The organism is Vibrio sp. SCSIO 43009 (assembly GCF_023716525.1).
Classification (GTDB): Bacteria; Pseudomonadota; Gammaproteobacteria; order Enterobacterales; family Vibrionaceae; genus Vibrio; species Vibrio alginolyticus.
Genome location: NZ_CP071842.1, coordinates 432,024 through 456,935, shown reverse-complemented (window position 1 = coordinate 456,935; position 24,912 = coordinate 432,024). Strand labels below are relative to the sequence as shown.

Below are 24,912 nucleotides of genomic sequence, written 5' to 3'. Positions count from 1 at the left end.
TGGTCATCATGGCCAACCTTTTTTGTATACATTTCACCAAAACCATCATCAATAGCTTCCCCCTATCACAACAATACTCATTACCCATTAGCATTAATGAGAATTATTATCGATAATGAACTCATCGAAACAAACACGATTGAGTAATTATCATGAAAAAGACACTAACTTTCGCAGCACTGCATTTTACTATCGCATTTAGTGTCGCTTACGTACTCACAGGCGACATTCTAATTGGTAGTTTAATTGCCATGATTGAGCCTTCAGTGAACACCGTAGCCTTCTACTTTCATGAAAAGGCATGGGCAAAAGTCCCAGCACTTAAAGCTCGTCAGTGGATGACCAAATTAAAAACCGCAAGCTTTGCGACCGTGCACTTCAGCGTCGCTTTTACCGTGGTTTACTTACTAACAGGTGATGCATTTGTCGGCGGCGTAATGGCGATGCTAGAGCCGAGTTTGAACACGGTGGCTTACTACTTCCACGAGAAAGTATGGATGCGTAAATCATCAGAAAAAGCTCCAGCACCGCAGTTTTGTTTACATCACCACGCTTAAACATGGAGGCTCACTACGTCTCCTAACGAGAAAAATGACATTTACCATTGACAAGGTTGCGCACCGCAATTAATTTAATTGCGGTGCGCAACTTTATTTTTAGAGGTAAGTGATAATGAACGCTCGTCAACTTCGACACTACTCCCGTCAAGCCGTCCGATTGCTTGGTATGCTTGATAAACAATGCGGCGATGTCGCTCTCACTCCAGTGCAAGCGCACGCATTGGGTGAAATCCAATTGCAGCCATTGACCATCAATCAGCTGGCACAGCAGCTTAATGTCGACAAGTCCAACGCGAGCCGAACCGTTACTGGTTTGATTAAATTAGGTTTGGTCGAGAGCATCGAAAACCCAAAAGACAAACGTAGTCAACTCGTAGCGATTACAGAGCAAGGCCAACAGGCGTTATCAGAACTGGACCAACAGCAAAACCACTTCTTTGAACAACTGCTTACCCAACTCGATGACAGCGAGCAAGAGCAACTCAAACTTGGTCTAGAGAATTACCTAAAAGGGCTAACAAAAGTGTGTCAGTCTGAGGAATACGTTCTTCGACCTCTTACTAAAGCAGACAACCCGCAAGTCGCAGATGTGATTCGTAAAGTCTCTGCAGAATACGGCTTAACCGCAGACAAAGGTTATGGTGTGGCCGATCCAACGCTTGATGATATGTATTCGGTTTACAATCAATTCGGGGCCGCCTATTGGGTCATTGAACATCGCGGAGAGATCGTTGGTGGCGGTGGCTTTGCCCCTTTAGCTGGCGAGCCAAATGTGTGTGAACTACAAAAGATGTACTTCTTACCTCAAACACGAGGGCACGGTTTAGCCAAACGCATCGTCGCATTGAGCTTACAATTGGCGAAACAATTTGGTTATCAGCAGTGCTATTTAGAGACAACTGAATGTCTGAGAGAAGCGGTAAGCTTGTATGAAAAGCTAGGCTTTGAGCATCTCGATGCCCCGCTTGGACAAACAGGGCATGATGCATGTGAAGTCGTAATGCTTAAAACACTGTAATAAAGAGCATTACTAAGAGTTAAAGCACAACATGGGTAACACAAAGCTCCTGGCTCAAGGCAACAGTGAAGTTTTGGTGCTGCCCATCCAACTCAACAGACAACTGGTAGAGATCACTTGGATCAGGATCAGTAAGATCGGCATACTTTGGCGCTTCGATCTGGAATAAAGCGCTCGCATGCTCCGCTCGGACATCAATAGGAATATGGTAAGTCATACCATTAAACTTAACCGATGCAGAGACCAGGCCCGGCGAAAAAGTTTGATAGTACAAGTCTACTTTAAACTCACAACCACCACCGTGGTGCCAAATCTGTTCGGTAGCCACGCGGTCTAAACGCACATTGCGAATGAACTGCAGATACGGTTCTTGCCATACCCCTAAGCGCTCATCACTTTTTTTATATTCATGATCGGACAGAGAGCACAGCTCAGGTTTATCTTCATCAAACAGAAGATCCTCTTCTTCCTCTAAGAACAAGATTTCAAAGCGGTTACGCCCCATTTGCATGAACGGACGAATGTCTTTCTTGTAGACATTTTGAGAACCGTCACAGTCGAACAATGCTACTCCGTTCAAACGCACTTCTGCATGGTAATCCACACCACCCAACACCATTTCTACCGCTGGGAATGCCATCATGGATTCATCCACTTCAATGTCATGCATCAGGTGCCACTCTTGCTGACGAATTGCTTCTTCTGTCATTTCAGCTGGCAATACCTGACTCAAAGGAGCAGGGAAAGTAATGTCATCCTGTGGGATAGAAAGGTCCGTCAGTGGAGAGACTTGCCATAAACCGGCGAGTGAGAGTTGCATATACACCTTGAGCTAGATCAATTTTCACGCATTATAGGGAGAAATCCCCTATAAACTCAATGTGAATTATTTATCGCCTCCACATTCGTCAGTTTTTCAAGGTATAAAAAAACCAGCGTTAAACGCTGGTTTTTCCAAAAGTAGTGAGCTTTGATTACTCGTCGTCTTCATCTTCTTCAGGGTAAAGCGCATCTTCGCCTTCGTAGTACGTACCCCAACCGTCATAGATGATGTCGTATTTTTCTGCCAAGTGAATCAATTTTTCAACTTGCGCATCAATCGCTTCTGCGTCTAGTGCGGACTCCATAGTCGCATCACAGCAAAGCAACTTGTTACCATCTTCATCTTCAGTTTCTTCTGCTTCAAGAACTTCAAAGCCCATCTTGAATGCTTCAACTACCGCTTTTTCTAGCGTGTCAAAATCTTCTGCAAACAGGTGGTGCTCAATTTCGTATAGCGAATCTGGATCGCTGCCATCTTCTAGCAATGCTGCAATGATATCGCGAGTCTCTTCCTTTTGAATCTCAATTAATTCTTCTACTGATAGATATTCATCTTCGTGAGACATGTTTTGGCTCCAGATTAGTTACTTGATGGAAACACAATACCCGATACTGAGTATGCTGATCCGGTGAAATATGGCATGGATTGCGATGAAAAGCCACAAACAAACATCATACCACTGCGATTCTTATCGGTTATTTGAATCTAAATATTAAACCGACCACACAAAGAAACAAAAAATTAACAAAGAATGGCATTTTTTAATATTCAGAACATCCTAATTGACACTTAATGTGGTTATTTTCTCTTTCTATGCGTGTTTATGATGCTTTCTTGAATACACTCACGTGTAAAACGAAGAAGCATAACGAATAAATTCACTTTAATAATGCATAATTTAGAATAAAAATGCACGTTTTATGCACTGTGCGTGTATTCTTTCTCAACGGGAAAATTAGAATAAAAACGCACGCACTCTAATTTTAGTAAAATAGCATTTATATCTAATAATAAATTTCATAAGAATCAAAATAAAAATAAAAAACTCACAAAACCAGAAACACCAGAATATAAACAAAGCTTGATAACTTGCATCTTTCTAGGAAGCTTGTCATAACTAATGGCTGGAAAATTTGTAAGGATACAAAATGAGCAAGCTGTACGTTGGATCAGAAGTTGGTCAACTTCGACGAGTTCTATTAAATCGCCCTGAACGCGCCCTAACCCACTTAACTCCATCAAACTGTCATGAGTTGCTATTTGATGACGTTCTTGCTGTAGAAGCGGCAGGTGAAGAGCACGATGCATTCGCACGTACGCTGCGCGAGCAAGACGTTGAAGTGCTTCTCCTCCACGATTTACTGGTCGAAACCCTCGCTGTTCCAGAAGCAAAACAATGGCTGCTGAACACTCAGATTTCTGACTTTCGCTACGGGCCAACATTTGCGCGAGACCTACGCCAATACTTTTCAGAAATGGATGATGAACACCTTGCCTGCATCTTTTTAGGTGGCTTAGCTTACTCAGAGCTACCGATCTCCTCATCTTCTATGCTGCCAAAAATGAAGCGTCCTCTCGACTTTGTTATTGAGCCACTGCCTAATCACCTCTTTACTCGTGATACCTCATGCTGGGTTTATGGCGGCGTTTCTCTTAACCCGATGATGATGCCTGCACGCCAACGTGAAACAAACCACTTACGTGCGATTTATCGTTGGCACCCAATTTTTGCTGGCCAAGATTTTATCAAATACTTCGGTGACGATGATCTGCATTATGATAATGCGAATGTCGAAGGCGGTGATGTGTTGGTTATTGGTAAAGGTGCAGTTCTTATCGGTATGTCTGAGCGTACGACTGCACAAGGTGTAGAGAACCTTGCAGCAAGCCTATTTAAAGCAGGCCAAGCTACCGAGGTGATTGCAATTGATCTGCCTAAACACCGCTCATGTATGCATTTAGACACCGTGATGACCCATATGGATGTAGATACTTTCTCTGTTTACCCAGAGATCATGCGCAAAGATCTCGACACATGGCGCTTAACACCAAAAGGCAACGGTGAAATGCATGTTGAAGCCTCACATAACTATCTGCACGCGATTGAGTCCGCTCTTGGCTTAGATCAGCTGAAAATCATCACCACTGGTGGCGACAGCTATGAAGCGGAACGCGAACAATGGAATGATGCCAATAACGTTCTAACTGTAAAACCGGGCGTAGTAATTGGTTACGAACGCAACGTATACACCAACGAAAAATACGATAAAGCTGGCATCAAAGTACTGACAGTACCTGGTAACGAGCTTGGTCGTGGTCGCGGTGGCGCTCGCTGTATGAGCTGTCCAATAGAACGAGACGATATATAACTTACTCGTCCCTTTACATTAGGTGAATCAAAACTAAGGTTGATGTGAATACATCAACCTTTTTTAGCTTTAATTTAAAATAACTATTCACAATAAAAGCATTTATATGTTTTAATGAATTCTATTAATCTAATCACATGTACTAAGGGACGAGCTATGGCTTTCAATTTACGTAACCGCAACTTTTTGAAGCTATTGGACTTCTCAACCAAAGAAATCCAGTTTTTGCTCGAACTGTCTGCAGAGCTGAAAAAAGCTAAATATGCAGGAACAGAGCAGAAGAAACTTCAAGGTAAAAACATCGCACTAATCTTTGAGAAATCTTCGACTCGTACCCGATGTGCGTTTGAAGTCGCTGCCTTTGACCAAGGTGCTCAAGTCTCTTACATCGGCCCTTCTGGCTCGCAGATCGGTCATAAGGAATCGATGAAAGACACCGCTCGCGTTCTTGGTCGTATGTACGACGGGATTGAATACCGAGGCTTTGGCCAATCCATTGTTGAAGAGCTTGGTACTTATGCTGGTGTTCCTGTGTGGAATGGTTTAACGGATGAGTTCCACCCAACCCAGATCCTTGCTGACTTCCTGACCATGCAAGAGCACGGCCGTGGTAAACAGCTGCATGAAATAACCTTCGCTTACCTAGGTGATGCGCGCAACAACATGGGGAACTCACTTATGGTGGGCGCAGCGAAAATGGGCATGGATATTCGCCTTGTCGCGCCAAAAGCGTTCTGGCCTGAAGAAGAGCTCGTGGCAACTTGTCAAACTATCGCGCAACAAACCGGTGCAAAAATCACGTTAACAGAAAGCGTTGAAGAAGGTGTGAAAGGTTGTGACTTCCTATACACCGACGTTTGGGTGTCTATGGGTGAGTCTGCCGAGGCATGGGATGAACGTGTAGCGTTAATGACACCTTATCAAATCAATATGGACGTGATTGAGCAAACGGGTAATCCACATGTGAAATTCATGCACTGCCTTCCAGCTTTCCACAATGATGAAACCACCGTCGGCAAAGAAGTCGCTGAAAAATACGGTATGAAAGGCCTTGAAGTAACAGAAGAGGTATTTGAATCGGAATACTCCATCGTATTCGACGAAGCTGAAAACCGTATGCATACCATCAAAGCCGTGATGGTTGCGACGCTAGGAAGCTAAACCAGTGCGCAAAAACAGCCGATAAAAACCATGATGTAATCGCTTGCGCTCACGAAAGTTAAGCGTATAATGCTCGGCAATTTGTCTGAGGATTAAGAAATGACCACGCTGATTGCTGACGTAAAAACGCGATTTGCTCTCGCTAAGCGACTACGCTTACGTGGTGTTATTTTCGTTAATTCTATTGAATTTTAAAACCTCCCCATTGGGGAGGTTTTTTTATGTCCAAAATTCCTTTCGGTTATTTGGATGTAGTCATCAATGTTATAGGGAAGAAGATCATGGCGAACTCGCTTTACCAGAAGCACATCATCTCTATTCCAGAGCTTTCACGCGAAGAACTGGAACTTATCGTAGAAACAGCAGGTAGCCTTAAAAAAGCACCTCGACCAGAACTGATTAAAAACAAAGTCGTTGCAAGTTGTTTCTTTGAACCATCAACACGTACACGTTTATCGTTTGAAACAGCGATTCAGCGCATTGGTGGTGACGTGATTGGCTTTGATAATGATGGTAATACCTCTCTGGCGAAGAAAGGCGAAACACTCGCAGATTCAGTACAAGTCATCTCTTCTTACGTCGATGCCTTTGTGATGCGTCATCCACAAGAAGGCGCCGCTCGCTTGGCATCTGAATTTTCAAATGGCGTGCCAGTGATCAACGCGGGCGACGGTGCAAACCAACACCCAACTCAAACGCTACTCGACCTATACACCATCGCGGAAACACAAGGGCGTCTAGACAACCTGAACGTCGCATTCGTAGGTGACCTAAAATATGGCCGCACAGTGCACTCACTGACTCAAGCCTTAGCAAAGTTTAACAACATCCGCTTCTTCTTTGTTGCACCAGATGCGCTGGCAATGCCAGATTACATCTGCGAAGAACTAGACGAAGCTGGCATTCAATATAGCCTACACACAGACATGGAAAGTGTGATTCCTGAACTGGATATTCTGTACATGACACGCGTACAGAAAGAACGCTTTGACGAATCGGAATACGCACATATTAAGTCGGCTTACATCCTAACGGCGGCACTACTAGAAGGCGCGCGTGAGAACTTGAAAGTACTGCACCCACTACCACGTGTGGATGAAATTACAACTGATGTTGATAAAACGCCTCATGCTTACTTCTTCCAGCAAGCTCAAAATGGCGTGTATGCTCGCCAAGCACTGCTGGCGCTTGTTCTAAACGAAACACTGTAATCGAGGGGAAAAATCATGGCTAAAGAAACTCAATTGCAGGTAGAAGCAATCAAAAATGGTACGGTCATCGACCACATCCCTGCGCAAATCGGCATCAAAGTATTAAGACTGTTCGATATGCACAATTCATCACAACGCGTAACGATTGGACTGAACTTGCCATCATCAGCACTCGGTCATAAAGATCTACTCAAAATCGAAAATGTGTTTATCAATGAAGAGCAAGCGAGCAAGCTAGCGTTGTATGCTCCTCACGCGACCGTGAATCAAATCGAGAATTATGAAGTGGTGAAAAAGCTCGCGTTAGAGCTTCCTGAGCGCATCAATGATGTATTTGAATGCCCGAATTCAAACTGTATTTCTCATAATGAACCAGTAGAAAGCAGCTTTAGCGTGTTCGAGAAGAAACAAGAAATCCGCCTAAAGTGTAAATACTGCGAGAAAGTGTTCTCACGCGAGATCGTAACCGAGCGATAAACACGCCGCACGACTAGGCTGTGATACGTTTAAAATACCCTGCAATGTCAGGGTATTTTGCTCTTTACCTACCGAGGGTTTAGAGGCAAACTGAGAATCTTTATTCCCTACAACTGATGGAAAAAATCAAATGACGAAAGTACTTCACACTGAGTCTGCACCAGCAGCAATCGGTCCTTACGTTCAAGGCGTAGATCTAGGTAACATGGTTCTTACTTCAGGCCAAATCCCAGTAAACCCAGCGACAGGTGAAGTGTCTGCTGATATCGCAGAACAAGCTCGTCAGTCTCTAGAAAACGTAAAGGCTGTAGTTGAATCTTCAGGTCTTAAAGTATCTGATATTGTAAAGCTAACGGTTTTTGTTAAAGACCTAAATGACTTTGGCACAGTGAACGAAGTTTACGGCAAGTTCTTTGATGAGCACGGCGTAGCAAACTACCCTGCACGCTCTTGTGTAGAAGTGGCTCGCCTACCAAAAGATGTTGGCATCGAGATTGAAGCAATCGCTGTTCGCAAATAATTGCACTTGCTGACAAACAATAAAAAACGGGTAGCTCAGGCTACCCGTTTTTTATTGTCTTTTCGTGATGATATCGCAGTAAAACTTAAGCAGCGTTGCGCTGTTTGACTTCTTCATCTAACGATTCAAGCTTCTCTTTCATCTGTTCACGACAGATATTCGCTAACTCGCGAATGCCCTCTTTACCATAGCCTTCAGTGCTGATTGGAGGTAGCATTTCAACAATCACATGACCATTGTTCCAACGGTTCAGCTTAATTTTATTCGTCGAGCTACATACGATAGGAATGATTGGCACACCTGCACCAATTGCCGCATGAAAAGCACCTGTTTTGAATGGCAGCAAACCACGTCCACGAGAACGCGTGCCTTCTGGGAACATCCACACCGAAACATCACTTTCTTTCATGCTGCTCACGACCTGATCGATAGTCCCTTTTGCTTTAGAGCGATTCGCTCGGTCAATCAGAATGTTACCCGTAAGCCAGTAAAGCTGACCAAACAGTGGCATCCAAGCCAAGCTCTTTTTACCTACTGTCACAACTTTCGGAGTCACAGCCGCAGAAACAGTAAACATGTCCCAGTTGTTCTGGTGGTTAGCAATGTAAACATGTTGGCCGCGTGAATACGCATCTTCAGGGATACGCAACTCTAACTTAATCCCAAACACACGAGACATCTTGGCAAACAAACGGCCAAAAGTGAAAACGTGCTTAGGGTTTCTAGGGCTTAATAGGCAGTAACCACAACCACCAATAAACATAACAATCGCAAAGATAGCGACAGCAAATACACGTAACAGTGCAATCATTCTTGTTCTCCAGGAACCGGCTTTTGCCAGATACAGCTATTAATATCTCTCTTTCCATAAAGGGAAAATATGGTCATGAGAGTGATATAAAAAAGCCGAAACTCAGGTTTCGGCTCTCTTGATATCCAAGTTACCTGCGGTGCAGTTTAACTTGCCTAGCTCACTCGCTCAATATTTGCGCCAAGTGCAGCCAGTTTATTTTCGATTTTGTCGTAACCACGGTCGATATGGTAAATACGATCAACGACGGTTTCGCCTTTAGCAATGCAACCTGCAATAACCAAACTAGCCGAAGCTCGTAGATCGGTTGCCATCACTTGCGCACCGCTGAGTGACTCAACATCACCACAGATAACCGTATTGCCTTCGATCTCAGCTTTAGCGCCCATACGCATGAGTTCTGGTACGTGCATAAAGCGGTTTTCAAAGATAGTCTCTGTGATCACGCCGCCACCTTTCGCCATCATGTTCAGAAGCGTAAATTGAGCTTGCATATCCGTCGGGAAACCAGGATGTGGCGCAGTACGTACACTTACCGCTTTTAGCTCGCGGTCGGTCATATCAACGGAGATCCAATCTTCACCCGTTTCGACAAGCGCGCCAGCTTCTTCCAGCTTGGCGAGAACCGCTTCAAGCAAATGAGCATTAGTGTTGCGACATACCACTTTACCGCCAGATACTGCTGCTGCGACAAGGAATGTTCCCGTCTCAATACGGTCAGCAACCACGTTGTGTTTACAACCGCCTAGGCGCTCAACACCTTCAATCGTAATGGTATCTGTGCCAGCGCCAGAGATTTTTGCGCCAAGCTTATTTAGGAAATCAGCGGTATCGACGATTTCAGGCTCACGCGCAGCGTTATCTAGTGTTGTTGTGCCTTCCGCCAGCGCTGCGGCACACATGATGGTGATCGTCGCGCCTACGCTGACTTTATCCATCACGATGTGCGCGCCTTTTAGACGACCATCCACTTCTGCTTTCACATAACCATCTTCTAATGTAATGGTTGCGCCAAGCTGCTCTAAACCAGAAATATGCAGATCCACAGGACGGGCACCGATGGCACAACCGCCTGGTAAAGAAACCTGACCTTGACCAAAGCGCGCCACCAAAGGACCTAAAGCCCAAATAGAAGCACGCATGGTTTTCACCAAATCATAAGGCGCGCAGTATTCTGTAATACTGCTTGGGTCAACATGAACAGAGCCATTGCGGCTTACTTTCGCGCCTAAACGCTTAAGCAATTCCATGGTTGTATCGATATCACGAAGGTGTGGTACGTTTGCCACTTCTACTGGCTCTTCCGCCAAGATAGACGCAAATAAAATCGGCAGTGCTGCGTTTTTTGCACCTGAAATGGTCACTTCACCAACTAGTGGTTTATCTGACCCAATAACTCGAAACTTTTCCATCAATAAACCTTAAAGCGACATCAATTTCTTATCACGAGCCCACTCTTCTGGTGTGAACGCTTTGATTGATAATGCGTGAATGTCGTTACGCTGGATGTATTCCATCAGAGGAGCATAAATTAGCTGCTGCTTCTTAACGCGGCTCATTCCATCGAAACAAGCATCAACAGCAACCACTTCATAGTGGCTACCTTCACCTTTCACATGCACTTCTTGAAGGTTTAGTGCTTCTTCTAATAACTGTTGTACTTTTGCGCTATCCACAATTTACCCCTGATAATTCTGTATGTGTTTGGCCACTAAAGATTCAACATTGCTCAGTTGAAACAAAGTGCGCAGTTGCGCCGGCACGAAACTGAGCATTATATGACAGTTTTGCTTTTTTGCATGCTCTAATAAGTGGATTAACATCACCATTCCTGCAGAGTCGACGCGCTCTATCTCTTTTAGCGAGCATTCCAGCTCCGATTGAGCAGGTTGCCATTGCTGAGCATACGCCCACAATGAAGGCACTGTATCTCTATCAAGTGCCCCTGTTAGCTTAAGAATGTTTTGATCCAATTGCCACTGAGCGGGAGTCTGGGCCATTATTTCTTCGCCTCGAAGCGGATCGGTTCTGCGGCCAATTTTTCTAAGTCTTTAGCAACAGATAGAATGCCTTCTTGACGAATTTTACTGTTCCATTCGGATTGTTTACTAGAAAGCAAACTAATGCCCTCTGCAATCATATCGAATGCTTCCCACTCACCAGACTGGTTGTCTTTACGCAGTTTAAACTCAAGTTTGATGTTTGGACGCGGAGTATCGATGATATCAACTTTAATGCTTGTAATACGCTTAGAGTCATCAATGCTAGGCTCAGGACCAAACTCAATTTTTTGGTCAGAGTATTGCGTCAACACTTGTGCATAAGACGCAATCAGGTACGCACGAAATGCATCGATAAACTCAAGTACATCTTCACGCTTAGCACCTTTTAAGTTTGGACCAAGAAGTTTTAACCCTGCATAGCGGTAGTTGACGTAAGGCATTAGCTCTTCTTCAACGATCACTTTAAGTAAATTTGGATCTTGTTTGATTTTCGGCTGTTCGGCTTTCAATCTTTCGAACGTGACTTCAGCTACCTGCTTCATCATCTTATAAGGTTCAGTTTTATCCACCTCTGCTGCTGTTGCTCCAAAGACGCTAAACACAGCACAAACTGAAAGTAGTAATCTCGCTAACATAGTTATTCCTTACTTGAGTCGTCTGAACCACCTACGCTGTATAGTACTTGACCAATTAAGTCTTCAAGCACAAGCGCCGATTTGGTGTCTTCGATGGTATCACCATCCACCAGCATGACTTCATCATCAAAAACGAAGCCAGGTACTAAACCAATGTATTGCTCACCAATCAGGCCAGATGTCAAAATTTGTACGCTCGACGTTTCTGGGAACTGATTGTATTTGCTATTGATAGATAGTGTTACAACTGGCAATAAGTTATCTGGGTTAAGCGAAATACTACTTACTCGACCAATCACAACGCCCCCCACTTTTACGGGAGAACGAACTTTTAAACTGCCAATATTATCGAACTCGGCTTTGAGGGTATAAGTATCACCAGAGCCAATGCTTTTTACGTCAGCAACTTGAAAAATCATCACAAGAATCGCGCAAATTCCCGCTAATACAAAGCTGCCAACCCATAATTCAGTTTTACGTGTTTGTTGCATGATTAATTCCCAAACATCAATGCGGTCAGTACAAAGTCTAATCCTAGTACTGCTAAAGAAGAATGCACAACAGTGCGCGTAGTTGCTCGGCTGATCCCTTCCGATGTTGGAATAGCATCATAACCGTTAAATAGAGCGACCCAAGTAACCGTAATTGCAAACGCAAAACATTTGATCATACTGTTACCAATGTCTTGCCCTAGCTCAACAGAGGACTGCATCGCTGACCAAAAACTGCCGTGATCAACGCCTTTCCAGTCAACACCAACAAGCTGAGCGCCCCAAATTCCCACAGCTATGAAAATCATAGCCAGTAAAGGCATTGAGATAACCCCAGCCCAAAACCGTGGTGCAATCACTCGTTTCAATGGGTCTACCGCCATCATTTCAAGGCTAGACAGTTGTTCCGTTGCTTTCATTAGACCTATCTCTGCGGTTAACGCAGAACCGGCACGACCAGCAAACAAAAGTGCAGTAACAACGGGTCCTAATTCACGGAGTAACGAAAGCGCTACCATTTGCCCCAAACTGCCTTCTGCGCCGTAATCCACCAACACAACATAGCCTTGTAGACTCAAAACCATTCCAATGAACAGACCAGATACGACGATGATCGCCAGCGACTGAACACCAACAGAATAAAGTTGCTTAACAAGCAGAGGAAAGCTTCTGATCGGTTGTGGCTTAGAAAATAGCGCCCCAATCAACATGAAAGTCGCACGACCAAATGCTCCGCAAATAGAAAGCGTGCGTCGACCCAGCGAGGCGACAAAGTGAATGAAGTTATCGACCATCAAATAAGTCCTTTTCGATACTTTGAGAAGGGAAACGAAACGGTACAGGACCGTCGGCATCACCTTGTAAGAACTGCTGGACACGAGGATCAGAGTTTTGAGTCAGCTCTTCTGGCGTACCATAGGCGATGATTTTTCCATCGGCCATCAGGTATACCCAGTCAGCAATACTCATGACTTCAGGTACGTCGTGAGAAACCACAATAGAGGTCAAACCTAACGCTTGGTTTAGATTGCTAATTAGCTCAACCAAAACGCCCATAGTAATTGGGTCTTGCCCCACAAACGGCTCATCGTACATGATCAGGTCAGGGTCAAGTGCGATTGCCCGAGCCAAAGCAGCGCGTCTTGCCATACCACCTGAAAGCTCACTCGGCATTAATTGCGCCGCGCCGCGCAGACCGACAGCTTCGAGCTTGAGTAACACCATGGTGCGAATCAAATCTTCCGATAAATCGGTATGCTCTCTCAATGGAAAGGCGACATTATCAAAAACATTCAAATCAGTGAATAAAGCCCCTGACTGGAACAACATGCTCATTTTCTTTCGAGCGTGGTAGAGTTTTTTACGCGAGAGAGAGGGAATATTGTCGCCATCAAACCAGATCTCTCCTTGCTCGGGATACAACTGACCACCAATCAAACGCAGCAGTGTTGTTTTACCAATTCCCGATGGTCCCATAATGGCCGTCACTTTGCCTTCAGGAACATGCAGATCAATATCATCAAAGATCATGCGTTCTCCCCGTGAAAAAGTGAGGTTGTTCACGGTGACTAAATCGTTGTTCGACATATCATCTCTTCTACTGTAGGAGCGTTGCAACTCACGGAATCATCAAGCAGATACTCATCGGAGTTGAATTCTACGTTTAATAAAGTAACGTCGGTACATTTATTAGGCTGCAATCATAAGCACATTGGCGTTGAATTTAAAGCACTGTTCAATTAAATAAAGTCGACTATATCCCTGCAATTTCTCATGGTTTATGACCTAATTAGCACGAAGTGTTTAAATCCTAGACCAGAATTGCTCATTTAAATGAGTGAGATTTACATACATTTTCGTTACTAACCTTTAATTTATTCTTCGTTTATCTTCCATTTTAGGCCGCAAAAGGTCAAAATTAGCGGTTATTCATTTTACTTATTTAATACTTAGGAATTCTCATGCTCGAAGCCGTTGCGTTGCTTATAGTCGGTCTTGTTTTGCTTGTTTGGAGTGCAGATAAACTTGTTTTTGGCTCTGCAGCGATAGCCCGCAACGTCGGTATTTCCCCGCTTGTCATCGGCATGACAATCCTTGCGATGGGCTCATCCGCCCCTGAGATGATGGTATCTGCAACCGCCGCTTGGGATGGCAAAACGGATACAGCGGTGGGTAACGTATTAGGCTCAAACATAGCGAACATTGCGTTAATCCTAGGTATTACAGCGCTGATCAAGCCTTTGTCGATTAGCTCCGCCGTCATCCGCCGAGAACTGCCACTCATGATAGCCGTAACCGTACTCGCTGGTATTCTGCTTTGGAATAGCCATCTCGGTTTTTATGAGGGTGTCTTATTGTTTGTACTCTTTGGGGCATTTTTATTTGCTATGTTGCAAATCAGCCGCAAAGAGCAAAAATCAGGTGATGTTTTTCTTGATGACCAAGAGTCAGAGATCCCAGAAGGCGTCAGTAACCCTAAAGCAATCATGTGGGTGGTTATTGGCTTGATACTGCTTCCTTTGGCAGCCAGCATGCTGGTTGATAACGCGGTAATTATTGCTAAACACTTTGGTATGAGCGACCTTGTTATCGGCCTAACTATTATCGCCATTGGCACTAGCCTGCCAGAACTGGCCGCATCACTTGCGGGAGTTTTAAAGGGTGAAGACGACATGGCTGTCGGTAACATTATCGGTTCGAATGTGTTTAACATTCTGGCGGTAATGGGGATTCCTGGCATCATTAATCCATCGGTGCTCAGTGAGTACGCGATGGGACGTGACTTCTGGGTCATGTTAGGCGTTTCATTGTTACTTGTCGCGATGTGTTTGGGTAAATCACGCAGTATTAACCGTATTGAAGGTGCCATCTTGTTTGTGTGCTTCTTAGGTTACCAAGTGTACTTATTCGCAAACATGACCGCTTAATTACCACGATCAATAAGTAGAGATCTGATATGTCCAATCAATTTGATTTTCGCGCTGCTGCTAAACAAGTTCTTGATATCGAAGTTGCTGCTCTGCAAGAGCTAGATACCTACTTTGATGATCAATTTGAAAAAGCGTGTGAACTTATCCTTTCCAACAACGGCAAAGTTGTCGTTATGGGTATTGGCAAGTCAGGCCATATTGGTAACAAGATTGCCGCCACTCTGGCAAGCACTGGGACTTCTGCGTTTTTCGTTCATCCAGGCGAAGCCGCACATGGTGACTTGGGTATGATTAGCCCTGGTGACATTGTGCTGGCAATTTCTAACTCTGGTGAATCAAACGAAATTTTGTCTCTATTTCCAGTATTAAAGCGCCTGAATATTAAGATCATCAGCATGACAGGTAAGCCAGAATCAAATATGGCCAAGCTGTCTGACTTACACCTGCAAATTACGGTACCTCAAGAAGCTTGTCCGTTAGGCCTGGCGCCAACTAGCAGTACGACTGCCACATTAGTGATGGGAGATGCATTAGCCGTAGCTCTGCTTCAAGCTCGTGGTTTTTCTGCCGAAGATTTTGCCCTATCTCACCCAGGTGGTGCACTGGGGAGAAAACTGCTACTTAAGTTGTCTGATATTATGCACTTTGGAGAAGCGTTACCTAAAGTTTCTCCTGACGCATTAATTCGCGATGCCCTGCTTGAAATTTCAGAAAAGGGGTTAGGCATGACAGCCATCGTCGATGAGCACGATGCTATGCTTGGTATATTCACCGATGGTGATTTACGTCGTACCTTAGACAAGCGTATCGATATTCATACGACGGCAATTGGCGAGGTCATGACGACAAACCCAACCACAGCACACCCTGATATGCTGGCGGTTGAAGGTTTGAACTTGATGCAGAATAAAAACATTAACGCTCTGATTTTATGTAAAGACGAAAAAATTGTGGGTGCACTGAACATGCACGATTTACTAAAAGCTGGCGTGATGTAATATCAGCACAAACATTTAAATCATTTATTAGACGAATAAAGGCAATGGTCAGGGAAGTACTGAGCTAAACGATAGGCCTTCATTATATGAGTTTTACTCGCCTTATTTATTTGCTCTTGATCTTCGTTGTAGCGTGGTGCGGTTATTACCTACTAACCCCTAAAGGCAACGACGCAATTCAAGTAGCACCAGATTCTGAACTGCCCATGTTCAGTGGTTCTGGATTAGAAAACATCACCTACGGTGAAGATGGTGTCCGCAGTTACATCATTCGCTCCACTAACTTAGACCATTATGCTAAGAGTGGAGATACTATTTTTAATAACCCGACTTTGATGGTTTACCGTGAAGGTAGCGTCATTGAATGGAAGGTGACTGCCACAAGAGCAGTGTTAGATGAAGACCAAGTTTTGACTTTATATGACAAAGTCTTAATGCAAAATCTTCTGCCTGGTGCGAGTTTTGATACCATGGCAACAGACAAATTGGTCATTAATCTAACCAATCGTGATTTTAAAGCTGACCAACAAGTGATGTTGGTTGGACCACAATTTGAAACTACTGGAGGCGCAATGCAAGGCAACTTAAAACAGCATACCGCGACTCTGACAGATGAAGTTCAAGGTCGATATGAAACCGTTACACCTTAGCCTACTGGCACTGGTATTGGCGGCGCCTCAAGCGCTGGCACTCAAGTCGGATACTCAACAGCCGGTTTACATAAACTCTGACACCCAACAGGTGGATATGAAGAGTAACCAGGTTGTTTTTGAAGGCGATGTATCTCTTAAGCAAGGGAGCATCAATATCGATGCTGATAGAATCGTGGTAACTCGCGATCCTAAAACCGAAGCAATTAAACAGATTCAAGCATTTGGTAAACCTGCGAAGTTTTCTCAGCTGATGGACGATGGTAAAACACTTAGTGGTCAAGCTACGGAGCTGGATTACCGTATTTCTACAGACGAACTGACCATGAAAGGTCAAGCGCAGCTGGCGCAAGACAACAACACCATCAAAGGTTCTTCGATTCGTTACCAAATTGGTAAACAAAAGCTAGTCGCAGATAGCTCTAAGGAAGAGCGCGTTACGACCATTTTGCAACCCAATCAGATAGAGAACTAATATGGCAGTACTGAGTGCGAAAAACTTGGCGAAAAGCTACAAAAAACGCAAAGTCGTCACTGATGTTAGCTTAGAAGTTGAATCTGGTCAGATTGTTGGGCTACTCGGTCCAAACGGCGCGGGTAAAACCACCTCGTTTTACATGATTGTCGGCTTAGTACCTCGTGATGAGGGCACCATTACCATTGACGACAATGACATCAGTATTTTACCGATGCATAGCCGTTCACGCCTTGGCATTGGCTATCTTCCGCAAGAAGCGTCGATTTTCCGTAAGCTTTCAGTAGAAGATAACATCATGGCCGTACTTGAAACTCGTCAAGAAATGACGAGGGAAGAGCGCCAAGATAAACTGGAAGATTTGTTGGAAGAATTCCACATCCAGCACATCAGAACCAGTGCTGGTATGGCACTATCAGGGGGTGAGCGACGCAGGGTGGAAATCGCTCGAGCTTTAGCGGCCAACCCTCAGTTCATTTTATTGGATGAACCTTTCGCTGGTGTTGACCCAATTTCGGTTAATGACATCAAGAAAATCATTGAGCATCTGCGCGATCGTGGTCTCGGAGTGTTAATCACTGACCATAATGTACGTGAAACACTGGACGTATGTGAAAAAGCCTATATCGTGAGCCAAGGGCACCTAATTGCATCGGGAACTCCGGCAGAAGTTCTCAATAATGAACAGGTGAAACAAGTTTATCTCGGCGAACAATTCCGTCTATGATTATATTAGGAACGGTAAGATTCTGAGCATTACAAGGTAAGTAACACTGAATGAAACCTTCATTACAACTCAAGCTAGGTCAGCAGTTAGCCATGACGCCACAGTTGCAGCAAGCGATTCGCTTATTGCAATTGTCGACACTCGATCTTCAACAAGAAATCCAAGAAGCGTTGGACTCAAACCCATTATTGGAAGTTGAAGAAGGCCAAGACGAGCCTCTAGCAAACGGTGAAGATAAGTCAGCGGTCGAGGCTGCTGATAGCAACAGTGCTAGCGAACCAACAGAAATTGACGTTCCAGATAGCTCCGATGTGATAGAGAAATCAGAAATTAGCTCTGAACTTGAAATCGACACGACTTGGGATGACGTCTACAGCGCGAATACTGGTAGCACTGGCTTAGCTCTTGATGATGATATGCCCGTCTACCAAGGCGAAACCACTGAATCATTACATGATTACCTCATGTGGCAGCTTGACCTAACACCATTCAGTGAAACCGACCGCACGATTGCATTAGCGATTATTGACGCTGTTGACGACTACGGCTATTTAACTTTGTCGCCTGAAGAGATTCATGAGAGCTTCGATAATGAAGAGATAGAGTTAGACGAAGTAGAAGCTGTTCGTAAACGCATTCAACAATTCGATCCTCTTGGCGTTGCATCGCGTAACTTACAAGAATGTTTGTTACTGCAACTGACGACCTTCCCAGAAGACACGCCGTGGCTTGCTGAAGCCAAAATGATACTTGCGGATCATATTGATCACCTAGGCAACCGAGACTACAAGCTCGTCATCAAAGAGACTAAGCTGAAAGAAGCCGATCTTCGTGAAGTCTTAAAGCTTATCCAACAGTTAGATCCTCGTCCAGGTAGTCGCATCACTCCTGATGATACCGAGTACGTAATTCCAGACGTATCCGTTTTTAAAGACAATGGCAAATGGACCGTTTCTATAAACCCGGATAGCGTGCCAAAATTAAAAGTAAATCAACAATATGCTCAATTAGGCAAAGGTAATAGCGCGGATAGCCAGTACATCCGCAGCAATTTGCAAGAGGCAAAATGGTTAATTAAGAGCTTAGAGAGTAGAAACGAGACGCTACTCAAAGTTGCAAGATGTATTGTTGAACATCAACAAGATTTCTTCGAGTATGGTGAGGAAGCCATGAAGCCAATGGTGCTCAATGATGTCGCTTTGGCTGTGGACATGCATGAATCCACGATTTCTCGTGTAACAACGCAAAAATTTATGCATACACCACGTGGTATTTTTGAATTGAAGTACTTCTTCTCTAGCCATGTTAGTACTGACAACGGCGGAGAATGTTCGTCAACAGCAATTCGTGCACTCATTAAAAAACTGGTCGCAGCAGAGAATACTGCCAAACCACTGAGTGATAGCAAGATTGCTGCTCTTCTGGCTGACCAAGGGATTCAGGTCGCAAGACGTACGATAGCCAAATATCGCGAATCCTTGGGAATTGCCCCTTCAAGTCAGCGTAAACGCCTATTATAAGGCACTAACTGAAAAGGAAAGTCTATGCAAATCAATATTCAAGGCCATCACGTTGATCTTACCGATTCAATGCAAGACTATGTAAATTCTAAGTTTCAGAAGCTCGAAAGGTTCTTCGACCACATCAATCAAGTGCATGTTGTACTAAAAGTTGAAAAAATTACTCAAATCGCGGAAGCTACGCTTCACATAAATCAAGGCGAAATCCACGCATCAGCCGATGACGAAAATATGTATGCCGCGATCGATTCGCTGGTAGATAAATTGGTTCGCCAACTTAATAAGCACAAAGAAAAACTAAACAGTCATTAATCATGCAACTGAGCGAAATACTGTCATTGGACTGCACCAAAAGTGCGGTCCACTGCACGAGTAAAAAACGCGCCCTTGAAATGATCAGCCGTATCGTGGCTGATCAAACGGGCCAAGATTCTACCGAGCTGTTCGAATGCATGCTCAATAGAGAAAAAATGGGCAGTACCGGTATCGGAAACGGTATTGCGATCCCTCACGCGAGAATGCAATCAAGCGACAAGGCCATTGCTGTCTTACTGCAATGTGATGAAGCAATCGAATTTGATGCGATTGACAATCGACCTGTCGATCTTCTTTTTGCGCTCCTTGTACCAGAAGAACAGTGCAAAGAGCACCTCAAGACTCTATCCTCTATGGCAGAACGTCTGAGCGATAAGCAAGTATTAAAACTACTGCGTAATGCTCAGAGTGATGAAGAACTTTACGACATCATGATTCACCAATAAGCAGGACTAACTCCATGCGACTAATCGTTGTTAGCGGGCACTCAGGTGCCGGTAAAAGTATTGCGCTTCGTGTACTGGAAGACTTAGGTTACTACTGTGTTGATAACCTACCAGTTAACTTGCTGGACGCATTTGTTCATTCTGTTGCTGACAGCAAACAGAATGTTGCAGTCAGCATTGATATTCGCAATATTCCTAAAAAGCTAAAAGAACTGACGAGTACACTAGAACAGTTAAAAACTGAGCTTGATGTGACCGTGCTTTTCTTGGACGCCAATAAAGAAACGCTACTCAAACGCTACAGCGAAACACGCCGAATTCACCCGTTATCTTTAGGTGGCACCTCCCTCTCGCTCGATCAAGCCATCGAGCGTGAGAAACAAATTTTGACGCCACTCAAAGCGCATGCAGATCTGGTCCTAAATAGTAGTGGGCAGTCTTTGCATGAATTGAGTGAAACCGTGCGTATGCGCGTTGAAGGCAGAGATCGCAAAGGGCTCGTTATGGTATTTGAGTCTTTTGGTTTTAAATACGGCCTGCCTTCCGATGCCGATTACGTATTCGACGTTCGCTTCTTACCTAACCCACATTGGGAACCAGCACTACGCCCGCTTACAGGTCTGGATGCTCCTATCGCCGCATTTTTAGAGCAACACCAATCGGTGTTAAGTTTGAAATATCAAATTGAAAGCTTTATAGAGAATTGGTTACCTCTGCTTGAGAAAAACAACCGCAGCTACCTGACCGTTGCAATCGGTTGTACTGGTGGTAAGCACCGCTCGGTGTACTTAACTCAGCAAATCGGTGAATACTTCGCCAACAAAGGACACCAAGTACAAATTCGCCATACCTCACTAGAGAAAAACGCTAAGGAATAGCCGTGGAGTTAAGTCGTAAAGTATTGATTCAAAACCGCCTTGGCTTACATGCTCGTGCAGCAGTCAAACTGGTCGAACTGGCACAGAGCTTTGAAGCGGTCATCACCATCGACAATGAAGAAGACAAAACCGCCACAGCAGACAGCGTAATGGGCCTGTTAATGCTAGAGTCCGCTCAAGGACAATACGTCACGATCCACGCAACGGGTGGGCAAGCGGAAGAAGCACTGGATGCCGTTTGCCACTTGATCGAAGATAAATTTGATGAAGGCGAGTAGTTTACTCGCTTTTTTCTTACCTCCCATTATCTTTCTCTTCCCTGACCTAATAAATAAATTTGCTTAGTATCATAAGTTGTTATTAAAAGGCGCCTAGAATTAAGTTATTATTCAACGCATTGTAAATATCAGGAATTGGGAGGAATGAATGGCAGAGCAAATTGAATTCGACCAAGCTCACCAAGCCCTCCAAGAAGTCACAGAAGCGCTAGAAAATGGCCGCTTCGTCCATGTTCGTCGTCAATTACAGGACATGGAACCTGAGGATATCGCTCACCTTTTAGAAGCCTCCCCACGGAAGAGCCGTGAAGTTCTTTGGCAACTCACCGACCCTGAAGATTATGGTGAAATCCTTGACGAGCTGAACGAAGACGTCAAAGACAGCCTCGTATCCAAAATGGCACCAGAAGCGCTTGCAGAAGCGACAGAAGGCATGGATACCGATGACGTGGCTTACGTACTGCGTAGCTTGCCTGACAACCTGTCACGCGAAGTCCTGTCGCAAATGGACTCCTCTGACCGTCTACGGGTCGAAACCGCCCTATCCTACCCAGAAGACACCGCGGGTGGACTGATGAACACCGACGTCATCACAATTCGTGGTGACGTCGATGTGGACGTAGTTTTGCGTTATCTACGTATGAAAGGCGAGCTTCCAGAAGCTACGGATGCCCTGTATGTGATCGATGAAGAGAGTAAGCTCATCGGTGAACTGCCGATCACGACGCTTATTACCACTCAGCCAGACGTAAAAATCATTGATGTAATGGAAGACGCGGACGAGGCCATCACCGTCGATACTAGCGACTCAGATGTTGCGAGTCTGTTCGAACGCCGTAATTGGGTATCTGCACCTGTTGTTGATGAAAACTTGCATTTGGTCGGCCGTATCACCATCGATGACGTGGTTGACGTTATTCGTGAAGACGCGGAACACTCGATGATGAGTATGGCGGGTATGGACGATGACGAAGATACTTTCGCGCCTGTTGTAAAATCAGCTCGCAAACGCAGTATCTGGCTTGGCGCTAACGTATTAGCCGCCCTTGCTGCTGCTTCCGTTTCTAACATGTTTGAGGCCACATTAGATCAAATGGCGGCCATTGCGGTATTGATGACGATTGTTCCGTCCATGGGTGGTGTCGCTGGTAACCAAACCGTCGCACTAGTGATTCGTGGTCTTGCTCTTGGTCATATCGGTGACTCAAACAAACGCGAACTGTTAATGAAAGAAGCCTCGATCGGCTTACTCAACGGTATCATGTGGGCGCTGATTATTGGTGGTATTGTTGTTGCTTGGAAAGGTAACTGGATGCTCGGAGGAATCATTTCCGCCGCCATGCTGACCAACTTATTGGTCGCAGGTATTGCCGGAGTAACGATTCCAATCCTATTGAAAAAAATGAACATCGATCCCGCTTTAGCTGGTGGTATGGCATTAACAACGGTGACGGATGTGATTGGTTTATCTGTCTTCTTAGGGCTTGCCACAATACTGATTACCTAACAGAAAAAACGAAAAAGCCTGATGAACACATCAGGCTTTTTTGATTCTGAATTGCTAGAAAAGCTTATTCACCCGCCACTTTCATGGTATCCAGTAGGATAGAGCCCGTTTGGATTTGTGAGCGCGTTTCAATATCACTACCAACCGCCACAATCTTGGTGAACATGTCTTTTAGATTACCTGCGATGGTAATTTCTGATACTGGGTATTGGATTTCGCCATTCTCAACCCAGAAGCCTGCGGCACCGCGAGAGTAATCACCCGTTACCACGTTCACACCTTGTCCCATGACTTCTGTCACTAGAAGACCAGTACCGAGCTCTTTAAGCATTTGTTCGAAGTTTTGGCCTGTCGACTTCACGTACCAGTTATGAATCCCACCAGCGTGACCTGTCGGCGTCATCTTCATTTTACGTGCGGCATAACTGGTTAACAGATAAGTTGCTAGCACACCGTCGGTAATGATCTCACGGTCTTGAGTGTACACACCTTCACTATCGAATGGACTTGATGCCAAACCACGCAATACATGCGGACGTTCTGAGATATTGAACCATTCAGGAAGCACTTGTTTGCCTAGATGGTCAAGTAAGAAAGAAGATTTTCGGTACAGGTTACCACCGCTGATCGCCATAACGAGATGGCCAATCAAGCCTGTCGCAACATCAGCCGCAAACATGATTGGGTATTGACCTGTTTTTAGACGCTGCGCATCTAAGCGGTTAACCGTATTCTCTGCCGCCTTACGACCCACCGTTTCTGGGGTCCATAAGTCATCACGATGACGTGCCACGGTGTAGCTGTAATCACGTTCCATCTCGCCGTTTTGACCAACGCCAATTACACAACAGCTAGTACTATGTCGGCTAGACGCATAACTAGCTAATAAGCCATGGCTATTGCCATACACTTTCACGCCGTAATGACTATCATAACTCGCGCCATCACTTTGTTTGATTGCACTATTATAATTTAGCGCCTCTTTTTCTGCTGCAATCGCCACATTGGCAGCATAGTCTGGATCGGGTGCGTCAGGGTGGAAAAGATCAAGCTCAGGGATCTCTTGCACCATGTATTCTTTCGCTGCAGGGCCTGCAAATGGGTCTTCAGATGTGTAATGTGCAATATCTAGCGCCGCTATAACGGTTTGCTCGATTGCAGCTTCACTTAAATCAGACGTGGAAGCACTGCCTTTGCGTTGACCTCGGTAAACGGTAATGCCCAGCGCACCATCGCTGTTGAACTCGACATTTTCTACTTCACCCATACGAGTTGAAACACTTAAACCAGTGCTTTTAGTAATTGCGACTTCGGCGGCGTCAGATTTTGCCGATGCAAGCTTTAAGGCTCTTGCGACGGCTTGCTCTAGCTCGGTACGTTGCTCAGCAACCTGCTGTTTAATATCCATTGTCTTTCACATCTTGTCTTTGATGAACAATAGGATAACAAGAATTTCGCTTTCTCCCCATGATTCTTGTTAAAATAGTCATAATATTAATCAAAACACAGGCAACTGAAATGGCACGTAAGAATCAAAAAGCGCCATGGGAACCAGAAGAAGAGATCATCTGGGTAAGTAAATCCGAGATGAAGCGAGACATGGAAGAACTGCAAAAGCTAGGTGAGGAGCTTGTCGGCCTCAAACCTTCAGTTCTAGAAAAGTTTCCATTGAGTGAAGATTTGCGAGAAGCAATTGCTGACGCGCAACGTTTTAAAAATGAAGCGCGTCGTCGCCAATTACAACGTATCGGTAAATTGATGCGTTACGAAGATCCAGAGCCAATCCAAGCCGCACTGGATAAAATTCGCAATAAGCACTCTCAATTAACTGCGGTATTCCACAAACTTGAAGCGTTGCGTGATCGCGTAGTGGAAGAAGGTGACAAAGCCATTGATGACGTAATGGAAATGTACCCAGAAGCGGATCGTCAGCGTCTACGCCAACTTGCTCGCCAAGCAGCGAAAGAGAAAAAAGCTGGGAAACCAGCAAAAGCGTACCGCGAAATCTTCCAGATCCTAAAAGGTCTCAACGAAGAAGAGTTTTAATTCGAGGGCTCAAGCAATGAGCATTCGATTTAAACGCAAAAAGCAGACGTCAATGTCTGCTTT

The 24,912-nt window shown here is 44.7% G+C and carries 31 protein-coding genes; 20 read left to right on the top strand and 11 right to left on the bottom strand.

Features of this window, described 5'->3' with window-relative positions; all coding sequences use genetic code 11:
- Positions 1-152 precede the first annotated feature (152 nt).
- Both J4N43_RS02135 and J4N43_RS02130 read left to right on the top strand, forming a co-directional pair.
- Positions 153-557 (top strand): DUF2061 domain-containing protein, encoded by a 405-nt coding sequence (locus tag J4N43_RS02135; RefSeq protein WP_005381078.1) that lies wholly within the window; start codon positions 153-155, stop codon positions 555-557.
- 115 nt (positions 558-672) lie between these two features.
- Complete coding sequence (locus J4N43_RS02130; RefSeq protein ID WP_080773746.1) at positions 673-1,578, top strand: bifunctional helix-turn-helix transcriptional regulator/GNAT family N-acetyltransferase; 906 nt, start codon at positions 673-675, stop codon at positions 1,576-1,578.
- 19 nt (positions 1,579-1,597) lie between these two features.
- Here the strand turns inward: J4N43_RS02130 and J4N43_RS02125 are convergent, their stop codons facing one another.
- Both J4N43_RS02125 and rraB read right to left on the bottom strand, forming a co-directional pair.
- The gene (locus J4N43_RS02125; protein ID WP_005381080.1) at positions 1,598-2,398 is read right to left on the bottom strand and encodes a glycosyl hydrolase 2 galactose-binding domain-containing protein; all 801 of its coding nucleotides are present in this window, start codon (positions 2,396-2,398) and stop codon (positions 1,598-1,600) included.
- A gap of 154 nt (positions 2,399-2,552) precedes the next feature.
- Positions 2,553-2,966, bottom strand: coding sequence for a ribonuclease E inhibitor RraB (gene rraB, locus J4N43_RS02120; protein WP_005381081.1), 414 nt, complete (start codon positions 2,964-2,966; stop codon positions 2,553-2,555).
- 583 nt (positions 2,967-3,549) lie between these two features.
- On the opposite strand from rraB, the gene arcA reads away from it, so the two are divergent.
- From arcA to J4N43_RS02090, 6 genes are all read left to right on the top strand, one after another.
- Positions 3,550-4,770 (top strand): arginine deiminase, encoded by a 1,221-nt coding sequence (arcA, locus tag J4N43_RS02115; RefSeq protein WP_005381082.1) that lies wholly within the window; start codon positions 3,550-3,552, stop codon positions 4,768-4,770.
- Between the two features lie 156 nt (positions 4,771-4,926).
- Positions 4,927-5,931 carry an ornithine carbamoyltransferase gene (locus tag J4N43_RS02110; protein WP_005385520.1) on the top strand — a complete coding sequence of 335 codons (1,005 nt, stop codon included), beginning with the start codon at positions 4,927-4,929 and terminating at the stop codon, positions 5,929-5,931.
- A 99-nt stretch (positions 5,932-6,030) separates the two neighbouring features.
- Entirely contained in the window at positions 6,031-6,126 is a 96-nt protein-coding gene (locus J4N43_RS02105) for a hypothetical protein (RefSeq protein ID WP_005381084.1), read from the top strand.
- A gap of 86 nt (positions 6,127-6,212) precedes the next feature.
- Positions 6,213-7,142 (top strand): aspartate carbamoyltransferase, encoded by a 930-nt coding sequence (gene pyrB, locus J4N43_RS02100; protein WP_005381085.1) that lies wholly within the window; start codon positions 6,213-6,215, stop codon positions 7,140-7,142.
- Positions 7,143-7,157: 15 nt separating this feature from the next.
- Positions 7,158-7,619, top strand: a complete 462-nt coding sequence (pyrI, locus tag J4N43_RS02095; RefSeq protein WP_005381086.1) for an aspartate carbamoyltransferase regulatory subunit — start codon at positions 7,158-7,160, stop codon at positions 7,617-7,619.
- A gap of 130 nt (positions 7,620-7,749) precedes the next feature.
- Positions 7,750-8,139 carry a RidA family protein gene (locus J4N43_RS02090; RefSeq protein WP_005381087.1) on the top strand — a complete coding sequence of 130 codons (390 nt, stop codon included), beginning with the start codon at positions 7,750-7,752 and terminating at the stop codon, positions 8,137-8,139.
- Positions 8,140-8,224: 85 nt separating this feature from the next.
- Here J4N43_RS02090 and J4N43_RS02085 read toward each other — a convergent pair whose 3' ends face one another.
- From J4N43_RS02085 to mlaF, 8 genes are all read right to left on the bottom strand, one after another.
- Positions 8,225-8,950: a 1-acylglycerol-3-phosphate O-acyltransferase gene (locus J4N43_RS02085; RefSeq protein WP_005381088.1), complete on the bottom strand. Its 726-nt coding sequence runs from the start codon at positions 8,948-8,950 to the stop codon at positions 8,225-8,227.
- A gap of 155 nt (positions 8,951-9,105) precedes the next feature.
- Complete coding sequence (murA, locus tag J4N43_RS02080; protein ID WP_005388419.1) at positions 9,106-10,362, bottom strand: UDP-N-acetylglucosamine 1-carboxyvinyltransferase; 1,257 nt, start codon at positions 10,360-10,362, stop codon at positions 9,106-9,108.
- 9 nt (positions 10,363-10,371) lie between these two features.
- Positions 10,372-10,626, bottom strand: a complete 255-nt coding sequence (ibaG, locus tag J4N43_RS02075; RefSeq protein ID WP_005381092.1) for a BolA family iron metabolism protein IbaG — start codon at positions 10,624-10,626, stop codon at positions 10,372-10,374.
- 3 nt (positions 10,627-10,629) lie between these two features.
- On the bottom strand, positions 10,630-10,950 hold the full coding sequence (locus J4N43_RS02070; RefSeq protein ID WP_005381093.1) for an STAS domain-containing protein: 321 nt from the start codon (positions 10,948-10,950) through the stop codon (positions 10,630-10,632).
- A complete protein-coding gene (gene mlaC, locus J4N43_RS02065; protein ID WP_005381098.1) occupies positions 10,950-11,588 on the bottom strand; it encodes a phospholipid-binding protein MlaC in 639 nt (212 codons plus the stop codon). Before mlaC ends, J4N43_RS02070 begins: the two co-directional genes overlap by 1 nt.
- Positions 11,589-11,590: 2 nt before the next feature.
- Positions 11,591-12,079 (bottom strand): outer membrane lipid asymmetry maintenance protein MlaD, encoded by a 489-nt coding sequence (mlaD, locus tag J4N43_RS02060; protein ID WP_005381099.1) that lies wholly within the window; start codon positions 12,077-12,079, stop codon positions 11,591-11,593.
- A 2-nt stretch (positions 12,080-12,081) separates the two neighbouring features.
- Positions 12,082-12,873 (bottom strand): lipid asymmetry maintenance ABC transporter permease subunit MlaE, encoded by a 792-nt coding sequence (mlaE, locus tag J4N43_RS02055; RefSeq protein ID WP_158159793.1) that lies wholly within the window; start codon positions 12,871-12,873, stop codon positions 12,082-12,084.
- Complete coding sequence (gene mlaF, locus J4N43_RS02050) at positions 12,863-13,666, bottom strand: phospholipid ABC transporter ATP-binding protein MlaF (protein ID WP_005388422.1); 804 nt, start codon at positions 13,664-13,666, stop codon at positions 12,863-12,865. The genes mlaE and mlaF overlap by 11 nt, the downstream gene beginning before the upstream one ends.
- Before the next feature lie 374 nt (positions 13,667-14,040).
- Here mlaF and J4N43_RS02045 point away from each other — a divergent pair, with 374 nt between their 5' ends.
- From J4N43_RS02045 to mgtE, 11 genes are all read left to right on the top strand, one after another.
- On the top strand, positions 14,041-15,006 hold the full coding sequence (locus J4N43_RS02045) for a calcium/sodium antiporter (protein ID WP_005381102.1): 966 nt from the start codon (positions 14,041-14,043) through the stop codon (positions 15,004-15,006).
- 29 nt (positions 15,007-15,035) lie between these two features.
- A complete protein-coding gene (gene kdsD, locus J4N43_RS02040; RefSeq protein WP_005381104.1) occupies positions 15,036-16,007 on the top strand; it encodes an arabinose-5-phosphate isomerase KdsD in 972 nt (323 codons plus the stop codon).
- Between the two features lie 86 nt (positions 16,008-16,093).
- Positions 16,094-16,657, top strand: coding sequence for an LPS export ABC transporter periplasmic protein LptC (gene lptC, locus J4N43_RS02035; RefSeq protein WP_005381106.1), 564 nt, complete (start codon positions 16,094-16,096; stop codon positions 16,655-16,657).
- Positions 16,638-17,132: a lipopolysaccharide transport periplasmic protein LptA gene (lptA, locus tag J4N43_RS02030; RefSeq protein ID WP_005381109.1), complete on the top strand. Its 495-nt coding sequence runs from the start codon at positions 16,638-16,640 to the stop codon at positions 17,130-17,132. The genes lptC and lptA overlap by 20 nt, the downstream gene beginning before the upstream one ends.
- A gap of 1 nt (position 17,133) precedes the next feature.
- Positions 17,134-17,859, top strand: coding sequence for an LPS export ABC transporter ATP-binding protein (gene lptB, locus J4N43_RS02025; RefSeq protein WP_005381111.1), 726 nt, complete (start codon positions 17,134-17,136; stop codon positions 17,857-17,859).
- A 50-nt stretch (positions 17,860-17,909) separates the two neighbouring features.
- Complete coding sequence (locus J4N43_RS02020) at positions 17,910-19,379, top strand: RNA polymerase factor sigma-54 (RefSeq protein ID WP_005381112.1); 1,470 nt, start codon at positions 17,910-17,912, stop codon at positions 19,377-19,379.
- A 24-nt stretch (positions 19,380-19,403) separates the two neighbouring features.
- Complete coding sequence (hpf, locus tag J4N43_RS02015; RefSeq protein ID WP_005381114.1) at positions 19,404-19,691, top strand: ribosome hibernation promoting factor; 288 nt, start codon at positions 19,404-19,406, stop codon at positions 19,689-19,691.
- A 2-nt stretch (positions 19,692-19,693) separates the two neighbouring features.
- The gene (ptsN, locus tag J4N43_RS02010) at positions 19,694-20,140 is read left to right on the top strand and encodes a PTS IIA-like nitrogen regulatory protein PtsN (protein ID WP_005381116.1); all 447 of its coding nucleotides are present in this window, start codon (positions 19,694-19,696) and stop codon (positions 20,138-20,140) included.
- Positions 20,141-20,154: 14 nt separating this feature from the next.
- Entirely contained in the window at positions 20,155-21,018 is an 864-nt protein-coding gene (gene rapZ, locus J4N43_RS02005; RefSeq protein ID WP_005381118.1) for an RNase adapter RapZ, read from the top strand.
- A gap of 2 nt (positions 21,019-21,020) precedes the next feature.
- A complete protein-coding gene (locus tag J4N43_RS02000) occupies positions 21,021-21,296 on the top strand; it encodes an HPr family phosphocarrier protein (RefSeq protein ID WP_005381120.1) in 276 nt (91 codons plus the stop codon).
- Between the two features lie 148 nt (positions 21,297-21,444).
- Positions 21,445-22,803 (top strand): magnesium transporter, encoded by a 1,359-nt coding sequence (mgtE, locus tag J4N43_RS01995; protein ID WP_005381121.1) that lies wholly within the window; start codon positions 21,445-21,447, stop codon positions 22,801-22,803.
- 64 nt (positions 22,804-22,867) lie between these two features.
- Here the strand turns inward: mgtE and pmbA are convergent, their stop codons facing one another.
- Positions 22,868-24,211, bottom strand: coding sequence for a metalloprotease PmbA (gene pmbA, locus J4N43_RS01990; RefSeq protein ID WP_017821304.1), 1,344 nt, complete (start codon positions 24,209-24,211; stop codon positions 22,868-22,870).
- Between the two features lie 110 nt (positions 24,212-24,321).
- Here pmbA and yjgA point away from each other — a divergent pair, with 110 nt between their 5' ends.
- Positions 24,322-24,849 (top strand): ribosome biogenesis factor YjgA, encoded by a 528-nt coding sequence (gene yjgA / locus J4N43_RS01985; protein WP_005381124.1) that lies wholly within the window; start codon positions 24,322-24,324, stop codon positions 24,847-24,849.
- The last annotated feature ends 63 nt before the right edge of the window (positions 24,850-24,912 follow it).